Below are 11574 nucleotides of genomic sequence, written 5' to 3'. Positions count from 1 at the left end.
TTTCTTTTCAGGTAGTCAAATGGCAATGCACCAATACCATCCCCCGACAGAACCTTGGGTGGATATTGTTTTTGAAGACGAACACATATTGGCGGTAAACAAACCCGCAGGCTTACTTTCTGTTCCTGGTCGATTAGAAGAACACTATGACAGTATGTGGAGCCGGTTAGTTGAAATTTATCCAGATATTCAAGTGGTTCACCGCCTTGATATGTCAACGTCTGGCTTGATGTTGTTGGCCAAAACTAAGAGTGCTGAACGCTCATTGAAAAAGCAGTTCCAATACCGGCTCACCCACAAAGTCTACTACGCTAGGGTCTGGGGGCCCGTGTCTGCCGAAGAGGGAACCGTCGACTTACCTTTGATATGTGATTGGCCAAACAGACCTAGGCAAAAAGTGTGCTTTGAGAGTGGTAAGCCTGCCAAAACAGACTTTCAGGTAGTAGAAAGAGACGAAAAAACGACCTTAGTTCGCTTATTGCCTATCACTGGGCGCTCGCATCAACTCAGGGTTCATATGCAGGCATTGGGGCATCCTATTGTGGGTGACGAGTTCTATTCCGAAGGCGAGGCTTTTCAATACTCTTCCCGATTGGAATTGCATGCCAGTGAGCTCAGTTTTTACCACCCAGATACAGAGATACTGACTAGTCTTTTTGTCCCTTGCAACTTCTATTCTGAAACGAGCGCCATGATCTTTGACCACTTTGACCCGGAGCGCCTTTTGCCGGATTATAAGTCTCTGCCCCAACCTTAAATCAAACGCATTTCTATTCGGGGCGGTAGAAAGGAGAGATACCATGTCACTGCCCCATATCGTTTTTCTCGACAGAGCCACTATCCCAGGCCATATAGATATTCCTCGCCCGCAAAATGAGCACACATGGACAGAACACGATCTCACCCGACCAGATCAGGTTACGGAAAGGCTAACAGATGCCACTATCGCGATTACCAACAAAGTTGTGTTAGATGCAGACGTATTGGCAGCACTGCCAAATCTTAAACTTATTGCGGTCGCTGCCACGGGCTTTAACAACGTTGATATCGAATATTGCACGCAAAACCAAATCGCAGTGGCCAATGTCCAAGGTTATGCAACGCAGTCGGTTCCCGAGCACGTGATAGGCATGATGTATGCCTTGCGCAGAAATCTGTATGGCTACCATCAAGACATTGCCAATGGCGAATGGCAACGCAATAACCAGTTCTGCTTTTTTACCCATCCCATCAATGATGTTGCAGGCGCTACTTTGGGGATTATTGGCAGTGGAGCGTTAGGTCAGTCAGTAGCAAAACTCGCTCAGTCAGTAGGAATGAAGGTAGTGTTTGCGGAGCGAAAAGGAGCCTTAGATTGTCGAGATGGCTACATTCCCTTTGAACAGGTTGTTCGAGACTCTGATGTCATTTCTCTACATTGTCCTTTGTCGCAAGAGACGCTCAATTTGATTTCAACTCAAGAATTTGAGGCGATGAAACCGACGAGCATACTTATCAATACCGGGCGTGGTGGGCTTGTTGACGAGTACGCTTTAGTAGAAGCGCTAAGCAGTGGACAGATATCTGGCGCTGGTGTGGATGTATTTACTCAAGAGCCCGCCGATAAATCGAATCCCTTGATAGCTAATATGCACTTACCAAATTTGCTGTTAACACCGCATGTGGCTTGGGGTAGCGATTCATCAATAAGCGGTTTGTGCCAAATCCTAATCGACAATATCGATGCCTATTTATCCGGAAAGGAACGCAACCGACTGGTTTGATTGTCTTATTTGCGTTTTAGTAGCACTAAAACAATCTGTGATTTGCTTTGTTAATCTCTCGATATTGAAGTTTTTATCAATGTCGGAGTTTGTCGTGAAGTGACTCTAGATAATTGATTTTAATAACTAATTTTTAATGTTATCTTGATAATGTTAATTTGCAATGTTTTGCATATTGTTTTTTTTAACATCAGAGTAAGTAGATTATGGAAGAGCCAATACAGATTAATGGGGATCAGGAAAACCCAATACATTTTCACGGAAAATCTGGAGAGTTTTTCTCTATCTGGATAGTGAACATTCTCTTGTCAATTGTGACATTAGGTATCTATTCAGCATGGGCAAAGGTACGTACTAACCGCTACTTTTATGGAAACACCGAACTAAGTGGAGACCGTTTCGACTATCACGCCAAACCTATGCAAATTTTGAAAGGCAGAATTGTTGCTGCTTTAGTTGTTATTTTATGGGTGATAGCGACCGAATTTCTCGATCCCGCTATTGGCGGAGTGGTTGTATTAGCGTTTTATTTGGCATTGCCATGGCTGTTATGGGCCAATGCGCGTTTTGATGCCGCGATGACGAGTTACCGCAACGTTCGCTTCTCTTTTCAAGGGCGCTTGATAGATGCGTATAAGACATTGTTGGGAAGAGGGATTATCGTTTTTGCCCTTGTGATAGGGCTTATTGTTTGGTGGGTGTTTGCCCTTCAGTCAGGAAGTTCTGGAGCTGCTTTTAACGTTACGGTTGTTATTGGCGCGGTTATCATTGGTTTTATTGGGCAGGTTTGGATTATTCACGGGGCATGGCAGTACTTTATTAACGGCTATCAGTTTGGAGAGAATAAGGTCTCCGCAACGTTAAAGTTAGGCAAGTTTTTCCAAATCTACCTAATTTCAGCAGTTTTGGGGATAGTGAGTTTGCTCGCACTGGCTATTGTGGGTGGCTTGCTAGTCTTTAGCGGCAGTATTGCTCTGGATAGCTTAGATTTTGACTCTTTACTGTTTAGCATCGGTAGCGTTGCGGTTGTTTTTGCCGTCTATTTTGTTGTCTTGTCAGTCACCTTAGTAGTCACGTCATATATAGTGTCGCAAACGAGAAACTATGTATTTTCCCAAGCGCAATTGGAAAATGGTGAGACTCCTCTTCATTTCCGCTCTACGTTGTCTGCGCTAGGCTATGCTGCGCTTATCATTACCAACCTTTTGGCACAGCTGTTTTCTATTGGCTTGGCTAGACCTTGGGTAAAAGTGCGAACAGCGCGTTACGTCGCTAAGCACACTTTTGTTCTGGGAGACGTTGAGAATTTCATTACTCAAAAGCAAGCGCAAGGTGTGAAATCAGCCATCGGTGACGAAGTAGCGCAAGCGTTTGATGTAGGGATAGGTATCAACTAATGTCAGTTGAAGGGGTTGTCTATTCAGCCGAAAGCTCACAAAAAGAAACTGCTTCACTGGTGGTATCTAGCAGTGGGCACTTTTTGCTAAGTACTAAACACGACGTAAATGAGTACTCTCTAAAACAGGTAGAAATAAGTGAGCAGCTAGGAAACTTGCCTATGCGAATACGTTTTCCTGATGGGCGTGTGTTTGCTACCGAGCAGAAGCGAGATTTACAACTCCTACTACAGCGCAACAAACCGGTTAGCTGGATAGCAAAGCTTGAAGGGAATGCCATCGCGATTTTGTCTTGTCTATTCTTGACGATAGTCTTGCTTTTCTCGTCGTATAAGTATGGTGTTCCTTTGGTTTCTGACCTTATTGTTGAACGTATACCAAATCAAGCACAGGTCTATTTTGGAGAACAAGTTTTAGATAGCTTGGATTCACAGTTCGAGCCGAGTCAACTGTCTCTAGAGCAGCAAACGGCTATTCGAAAGCGCATTGAAAAAACGCTAGGTGAGCTTCCCAACTTGCCGTTTAACATTGTGATTGAGTTTCGTTCACTTGATAACTATGCCAATGCTTTTGCCATGCCTGGTGGTAAAGTCGTTCTGCTCGATGGTTTAGTGAAACTTGCAAAAACACCCGCTCAACTTGATAGTGTTATCTACCATGAGATTGGGCATGTGTATCATCAGCACGTTATGCACAGTATCGTAGAGTCGAGTCTGATCGCGATGGGTGTCGCCGTTTTAACGGGCGAAGCGACGGGCGCGCTGGATAGCTTGGTCGGTGGTGGTGTCTTTTTACTTAATTCTAGCAGGTCAAGGGATGCCGAGCGTGAAGCGGATGAGTTTGCCGTCGATGCGATGAAGCGTATTTACGGTACATCAGAGCCTATGGTCAAAATGTTTACTCTTTTAAATCAACAGGGTGACGATCACCTTCCCGAGTGGTTAAGTACGCATCCCGACATGCTAGAAAGAATTAAAGCCATGCAATAAAAAGGCAGCCTTCTGGCTGCCTTTACACTATTTATCTCTTTTAAAGGGCTGCAATTGTTGCTTTCTGCTCTTCGAGTTTTGTCAGTGTTTCTTTATACCCATCAAGCTTTTCGCGCTCTTTAGCAACGACAGCCTCTGGCGCTTTAGCTACAAACCCTTGGTTGCCGAGTTTGCCTTCAATGCGTTTGATCTCGCCGTGAGTCTTTTGGATTTCGCCATCTAGACGCGATAGCTCAGCATCTTTATCAATCAGACCTGCCATAGGGATCATAAGTTCAGACTTAGCTACCAGTGACGTTGCACATGCAGGTGTGTCTTCATCAGCAGCAAGCACGCGCACAGATTCAAGCTTGGCGAGAGACATCAGTACTTGCTTGTTTGCTTCAAGACGTGCCACGTCCTTATCACTGGCCGCTTTTAGCATCACTTCTAGTGGCTTGCCTGGGTTGATATCGTACTCAGCACGAAGGTTGCGAATACTTGTGATAAAGGCTTTAACCCACTCGATGTCGTCCAACGCTTCTTGGTTGAAGTTCGCTTCGTCGAATTGAGGCAGGGCTTGCAACATAATAGTGTCGCCTTCAACACCGTCAACCAACGGTTTGATGCTTTGCCAAATCGTTTCAGTGATGTAAGGGATCACTGGGTGAGCCAGACGCAGAGTTTTCTCAAGTACGGTAATCAGAGTACGACGAGTACCGCGTTGCTGTGCTTCGGTTCCTTTCCATAAAACAGGCTTGGTGAGCTCTAAGTACCAGTCACAGAACTGGTTCCAGATAAACTCGTAAAGCGTGTTAGACGCCATATCTAAACGGTAGTTGTCGATATGGTTATTAAATGCTTTCGCCGCCAGTTCAAACTGAGATTCGATCCACTTATCCGCTAGTGAATATTCGATCTCTCCACCGTTGAAGCCGCAATCTTGCTCTTCGGTGTTCATCATTACATATCGGCTAGCATTCCAAAGCTTGTTACAGAAGTTGCGGTAACCTTCTAGTCGCTTCATATCCCAGTTGATATCGCGACCTGTCGAGGCCATGGCTGCAAGTGTGAAACGCAGAGCGTCGGTACCGTATGCTTCAATACCGTTTTCAAATGTTTTACGAGTGTTCTTCTCGATCTTTTTGGCTAGCTGAGGCTGCATCATATTGCCAGTGCGTTTCTCAACTAGAGATTCGAGATCGATACCATCTATCATATCGATAGGATCGAGGACGTTACCTTTGGACTTCGACATCTTATCGCCGTTTTCGTCACGGATAAGGCCAGTCATATAAACGGTTTTGAATGGTACTTGCGGTTTGCCATTTTCGTCTTTTACAAAGTGCAGCGTCATCATTATCATGCGCGCAACCCAGAAGAAGATAATATCAAAGCCCGATACAAGTACATCTGAAGGGTGGAAAGTTTTCAGTGCTTCGGTGTCTTCTGGCCAGCCTTGAGTGCCAAAGGTCCACAACGCTGAAGAGAACCAAGTGTCCAGTACATCGTCATCTTGGCGAAGAACGACAACAGGATCTAAGTTGTGTTTGGTACGAACTTCTTCTTCGTCGCGACCAACATAGACTTTTCCTTGGTTGTCATACCAAGCCGGGATGCGGTGGCCCCACCATAGCTGACGAGAGATACACCAGTCTTGAACGTCTCGCATCCAAGCAAAATACATGTTTTCGTATTGCTTAGGAACGAACTGGATATCGCCATTTTCAACGGCTTCAACCGCTGGCTTTGCAAGAGGAGCAGTGCGAACGTACCACTGGTCCGTCAGCAGTGGTTCGATAACTACACCACCGCGGTCACCATAAGGAACTTGCAGATCGTGATCTTTTACTTCATCAAGCAGGCCTAGTTCGTCGAACTCGGCAACGATTGCTTTACGGGCAGCGAAGCGTTCCATACCGTGGTATTTCGCCGGAAGTTGAGTGCTGTACGCGTCGCTCTCTTCGCCATTGGTGTTGAACACTTCTGCAGCATCGCGAATGTTGGCATCGAAGGTCAGGATGTTGATCATTGGCAACTGGTGGCGCTTACCAACTTCGTAATCGTTGAAGTCGTGAGCGGGTGTGATCTTCACACAACCAGTGCCTTTTTCCATATCGGCGTGTTCATCGCCTACGATTGGAATACGGCGGTCAACAACAGGTAGGATTATCTCTTTGCCGATAAGATCTTTGTAGCGAGGATCTTCAGGGTTAACTGCAACACCAGTATCACCCAACATAGTTTCAGGACGCGTGGTAGCTACGACAATGTGGTCCTTACCGTCAGCGGTTTTTACTCCGTCTGCCAGTGGGTAGCGGAAATGCCACATTTTGCCTTTGGTATCTTTGTTCTCTACTTCGAGATCGGAGATAGCGGTGTGAAGTTTAGGATCCCAGTTTACTAGGCGCTTTCCACGGTAGATCAAATCTTCTTCATATAGGCGTACAAAGACTTCTTGGACAGCATTAGATAGGCCATCATCCATAGTAAAGCGTTCGCGATCCCAATCAACGGAAGCACCAAGACGGCGTAACTGTTTAGTAATCGTGCCACCAGATTCGCCTTTCCATTCCCAAATTTTGTCGATAAAGGCTTCACGACCGTAATCGTGTTTGGTTTTTCCTTCTTGAGCAGCAATTTTACGCTCTACGACCATTTGAGTAGCGATACCAGCGTGGTCAGTACCGACTTGCCACAGGGTATTTTTACCCTTCATTCTTTCACAACGGATCAGCGTATCCATAATGGTGTCTTGGAACGCATGGCCCATATGTAGGCTGCCAGTGACGTTTGGTGGCGGGATCATGATGCTGTATGAATCTTTGGTCGTGTCACCGTGTGGCTTAAAGTAGCCTTTTTCTTCCCAGGTCTGGTATAGAGCCTGTTCAATTGAAGTTGGGTTGTATGTCTTTTCCATAGCGCTCTTAAATGGATACGTTGATGGTTAAAATCTTAGTCAATCTTTATAAGTGAGCTCTCTAAAAACCAGAGGGCTGAAGTATAAGGATTGACTGTATAAATTTTGCTAGGCGTGCTGAATTTCTATCGTCTGTAGATTGTATCCAGCTTGACGGTAAATTTTATACCTTTCTCGAGCCTGTTGCTTTGCTTTTTCTTCACAAGGGACGAAGTCTACCACCTCTGTAAACTTGTTCGCAAAGGTTGTCGAACTATCCGCCAAATTAATTGCGATTTGTCGATTCCAAGTGGGTTTAACACCTTGATAGCCAATTTCGATGTTAGTCGCGTATTTTGGGCCTTCACCGACTAGGTTGTGAGCCATGTATTGCTTGGGATCTACTTGCCAAAACAGTTCTGCAACTCGTTCGGCATGGGCTTTGTCTCTGCAGTGTAAGTACAGTTTAGCGCCTTGCTTTACAAAGTGACGTGTCAGAAAAAGCAAATAGTCGTCAAAGCCTATCGGCGTAGCCTCGGGGGAATCTGGGCGAATTAGATAAAAGGTCGCGTTGCTCATTTCTGCTCACTGTAAAGGCATTAAAAAAGGGCCTTACGGCCCTTTTAAACTGTTGAGGTTTATTCCTCTGCGTCTTGGCCACTGCGGTTGAGCAGGAATTGGACAAGCATTGAGACTGGTCGTCCCGTAGAGCCTTTTGCTGCCCCTGACTTCCAAGCGGTACCTGCAATATCAAGGTGTGCCCAGTGGTACTTCTTAGCAAATTTGGATAAGAAACAGCCAGCAGTAATAGTACCAGCTGGTCGGCCACCAATGTTTGCCATATCGGCAAATGGGCTCTTAAGTTGCTCGTGGTACTCGTCGGCCATTGGCATACGCCACGCTCGGTCACTGGCTTGCTCTGATGCGTTAACCAGCTCGTGAGAAAGTGGGTTGTGATTAGAAATCACCGCACTGATGTGATGGCCAAGCGCCATGACGCAGGCACCTGTTAGTGTTGCGACGTCGATAACGCACTCTGGTTCAAAGCGTTCCGCATAAGTCAGGGCGTCACATAGTACTAGGCGGCCTTCCGCATCGGTGTTTAACACCTCAACTGTTTGACCTGACATAGTGGTGAGAATGTCACCTGGACGGTAAGCGTTACTGCCTGGCATGTTTTCACAACCCGCTAAGACACCGGTTACATTAATCGGTAGGTTTAGCTTAGCAAGTGCTTTCATTGTACCAAAGACAGAAGCAGCGCCACACATGTCGTACTTCATTTCATCCATGCCTTCGCTCGGTTTAATTGAAATACCACCTGAGTCAAAGGTTAGGCCTTTACCAATAAGAACGATAGGCTTGGCTTCTGGATCTGTGCTGCCCTTGTACTCCATGATTGACATCATAGATTCGTTCTTTGAACCGCGGCCAACAGCTAGGTAAGATGTCATACCTAGTTTTTCCATTTCTTGCTCACCAATGATCTTAGTGGTGATCGTCTCGTAGTCGTCTGCTAGGCGACGCGCTTGAGAAGCTAGGTAAGCAGGGTTGGCGATATTAGGCGGCATATTGCCTAAGTCTTTACTCGCGCGAACACCAGAAGCAACAGCAAGTCCGTGTGCAATGGCCTTTTCACCAAGGTTAAGCTCGCGACGAGTCGGTACGTTAAATACTAACTTGCGAAGAGGGCGACGAGTTTCTGGCTTGACGCTCTTAAACTGATCGAAGGTATAGAGACCATCTTTGGTGGCTTCAACAGCTTGACGTACTTTCCAGTATGTATCTCTACCTTTTACATGAAGCTCTGTTAAGAAACATACCGCTTCCATCGAACCTGTTTCGTTTAGAGTGTTGATGGTTTTTTGAATGATCTCTTTGTATTGACGTTCGCCAAGTTCGCGCTCTTTACCACAACCAACTAACAGTACTCGTTCTGATAAAACACCTGGCACTTGATGAAGCAATAGCATTTGTCCTGGCTTACCTTCCAGATCACCACGACGAAGCAGTGAACTGATGTAGCCATCGCTGATTTTATCAAGTTGCTCTGCTACCGGAGAAAGGCGGCGTGGTTCGAACACCCCAACGACAATACATGCACTGCGTTGTTTCTCAGGGCTACCACTTTTTACACTGAACTCCATGCGTACTCCTACATCCTGAAGACAAATAGAACTAAATGTTAGATAATGTCATCTTACTAGTTGGATTCTTTATCCAAAATGCTTTTAAATAAGCTGACTAACAGTTAGTTAAAAATTTAAATAAATAAGGGTTCAACGGGAAATTATAGTGATTCGACCAAAAAAACAAGTTTTGTATAGGTAATTTCAGCGTGATTATTGTTAGATATTTGATCCGCGAAACACTCAAGAGCCAATTAGCTATCTTTTTTGTGCTCTTTTTAGTGTTTGTCAGTCAAAAAATGATACGTGTTTTGGCGGACGCGTCCGATGGTGAAATTCCCGCTGGCTTGGTCATGCACTATGTCGCTTTAAGCATGCCTTCGATGGGACTGTTAATGCTGCCGCTTAGTCTGTTTCTCGGCATCCTTCTCACTTTTGGCCGTCTCTATGCAGAAAGTGAAATCACCGTAATGAACGCCACGGGTATCGGCAACAAGTTTTTGATTCGTGCAGCCTTGTACTTGGCGGTGATAACCGGAGCGTTAGCGGCATATAACTCTTTTATTTTGTCTCCTTGGAGCCAAGACAAGTTGGCGCAGTTGTCAGAGGAAGTCGCCGCGGAAAACCGTGTTGACTTGCTGCAAAAGGGACAATTCCAGGGTACGCCCGATGGATCTTCTGTTGTATTTATCGACGATATTAACGACAAGCAACTAAGCAATGTGTTTGTCGCCCAGATGCGCCCTAGAGATAATATTTTGCCGAGTGTGATGTACGCGACTTCGGGTGACGTCAAAGAAACCAGCGATGGCCGTCAAGTGATTACTATGTATAACGGTGTTCGTTACGAAGGGATACCGTCGCGTATTGATTATATGATCACTGAGTTTGAAGAGTACGACGGCGTAATCGGTCAACGCGAAGTTCGCCGTAAAGGAAGAGATTGGGAAGCCGTCCCAACGTTAACACTGCTACAGCAAAACGATCCTAAAGCAACGGCAGAGCTACAATGGCGGATTTCATTAGTTATCTGTATACCATTGCTCACTATGCTTGTTGTTCCCCTTTCGGCCGTTAACCCTAGACAAGGCCGTTTCGCCAAAATGGGACCAGCAATTTTGGTTTATCTCGCTTACTTCTTGGCGATCAGTGCCACCAAATCAGCTTGGAAGATCAAGCCATCCCAGCTGTGATTGGTATGTGGCCAATCAATATCGCTCTGTTACTCGTTGCTTTGATGGCTAACTCGACGGACAGTGTGACGGTAAGACGATTGAAAGAAAAATATAAGCGTAAGAAGGTTGCTTAAACGTGTTTAAAATTCTGGATTTATACATAGGCAAAACCATTATAGCGACCACCTCTTTGGTACTTGCTACGTTTGTTGGTTTGTCTGCAATTATTAAGTACGTTGAGCAGCTCCGAAAAGTGGGTGAAGGCACATACGACTTATTACAAGCCTTGATGTTTGTACTGTTGAGTGTTCCCCGTGACATCGAAATGTTTTTTCCTATGGCTGCGCTGCTCGGTGCATTAATTGGTCTTGGCATGCTGGCTTCGAGTTCCGAGCTGGTGGTAATGCAGGCATCGGGTTTTTCTAAGTTAGATATCGGTCTGTCGGTACTAAAAACCGCCGTTCCACTGATGATTATCGTAACCCTCTTGGGTCAATGGGGTGCGCCACAAGCACAAAAGGCAGCTCGCGATCTACGAGCATTTGCCACCTCTGGCGGTGCGATATTGTCGGTGAGAGCCGGTGTTTGGGCTCGTGATGCGAACGATTTTATTTTTATCGGAAAAATCGATGACGATATGCTTTATAGCTTGAACATGTGGCGTTTTGACGATGAGAAAAAATTAGAAACCGTGGTTTTTGCCAAAGAGGTTAACTATCTGGGTGAAAACGAGTGGCAGATGAAAGACGTTACTATCACAGATATGCGTGACAATATTGAGTTGAGCAAAGAGCAAGTGGATGAGTTTCACTGGACCACATCTTTAGAGCCCGACAAGTTAGCCATAGTAACGGTTAAACCTGAGGAACTGTCTCTTGGAGGCTTGTACGAATACGTTCAGTTTTTGAAAGCTTCAGAACAGGACTCCTCGCGATACGAACTGGCATTTTGGCGTAAGGTGACTCAGCCGGTATCTATCGCTGTGATGATGTTAATGGCGCTCTCCTTTATCTTTGGCCCACTGCGTAGTGTGACTATGGGCGCACGTATATTGTCGGGGGTGATAGCAGGGTTTACCTTCTATATCTCTAGTGAGTTCTTTGGTCCGTTGAGTCTGGTATACGGTATACCGCCAGTATTTGGTGCTTTGGCACCAAGCGTGGTGTTCCTCTCAATCGCTTTGATGTTATTAAGACGAAAACTATAAAACAAAAAAGCTGCCCCTTGAAAGGCAGCTTTTTTT

At 45.6% G+C, this 11574-nt stretch carries 8 protein-coding genes and 1 pseudogene; 6 read left to right on the top strand and 3 right to left on the bottom strand.

Annotated elements, in window-relative coordinates; translation table 11 throughout:
- Window positions 1-19: 19 nt before the first annotated feature.
- The 4 genes from rluA (at window position 20) to BLO31_RS04945 (ending at window position 4149) form a co-directional block, all read left to right on the top strand.
- Window positions 20-757, top strand: a complete 738-nt coding sequence (rluA, locus tag BLO31_RS04960; protein ID WP_070963220.1) for a bifunctional tRNA pseudouridine(32) synthase/23S rRNA pseudouridine(746) synthase RluA — start codon at window positions 20-22, stop codon at window positions 755-757.
- Window positions 758-800: 43 nt separating this feature from the next.
- Window positions 801-1763, top strand: coding sequence for a D-2-hydroxyacid dehydrogenase (locus BLO31_RS04955; protein WP_070963150.1), 963 nt, complete (start codon window positions 801-803; stop codon window positions 1761-1763).
- A gap of 206 nt (window positions 1764-1969) precedes the next feature.
- Window positions 1970-3160: a YjgN family protein gene (locus BLO31_RS04950; protein ID WP_070963149.1), complete on the top strand. Its 1191-nt coding sequence runs from the start codon at window positions 1970-1972 to the stop codon at window positions 3158-3160.
- Window positions 3160-4149: a M48 family metallopeptidase gene (locus BLO31_RS04945; RefSeq protein ID WP_070963148.1), complete on the top strand. Its 990-nt coding sequence runs from the start codon at window positions 3160-3162 to the stop codon at window positions 4147-4149. The genes BLO31_RS04950 and BLO31_RS04945 overlap by 1 nt, the downstream gene beginning before the upstream one ends.
- A gap of 40 nt (window positions 4150-4189) precedes the next feature.
- Here BLO31_RS04945 and BLO31_RS04940 read toward each other — a convergent pair whose 3' ends face one another.
- The 3 genes from BLO31_RS04940 to pepA form a co-directional block, all read right to left on the bottom strand.
- Window positions 4190-7048, bottom strand: coding sequence for a valine--tRNA ligase (locus tag BLO31_RS04940; protein WP_070963147.1), 2859 nt, complete (start codon window positions 7046-7048; stop codon window positions 4190-4192).
- Window positions 7049-7156: 108 nt separating this feature from the next.
- Window positions 7157-7606 (bottom strand): DNA polymerase III subunit chi, encoded by a 450-nt coding sequence (locus BLO31_RS04935; RefSeq protein ID WP_070963146.1) that lies wholly within the window; start codon window positions 7604-7606, stop codon window positions 7157-7159.
- Between the two features lie 59 nt (window positions 7607-7665).
- Window positions 7666-9174 (bottom strand): leucyl aminopeptidase, encoded by a 1509-nt coding sequence (pepA, locus tag BLO31_RS04930; RefSeq protein ID WP_070963145.1) that lies wholly within the window; start codon window positions 9172-9174, stop codon window positions 7666-7668.
- A gap of 191 nt (window positions 9175-9365) precedes the next feature.
- Between pepA and lptF the strand changes: the two are divergent.
- Together lptF and lptG are read left to right on the top strand one after the other, a co-directional pair.
- Window positions 9366-10465 (top strand): annotated as a pseudogene (gene lptF, locus BLO31_RS04925) (LPS export ABC transporter permease LptF).
- 2 nt (window positions 10466-10467) lie between these two features.
- Window positions 10468-11538: an LPS export ABC transporter permease LptG gene (lptG, locus tag BLO31_RS04920; RefSeq protein ID WP_070963144.1), complete on the top strand. Its 1071-nt coding sequence runs from the start codon at window positions 10468-10470 to the stop codon at window positions 11536-11538.
- Window positions 11539-11574: the final 36 nt, after the last annotated feature.

Source organism: Vibrio sonorensis, from assembly GCF_001854765.1.
Classification (GTDB): domain Bacteria; phylum Pseudomonadota; class Gammaproteobacteria; order Enterobacterales; family Vibrionaceae; genus Vibrio; species Vibrio sonorensis.
This window is presented reverse-complemented; position numbering and strand designations above follow the sequence as displayed.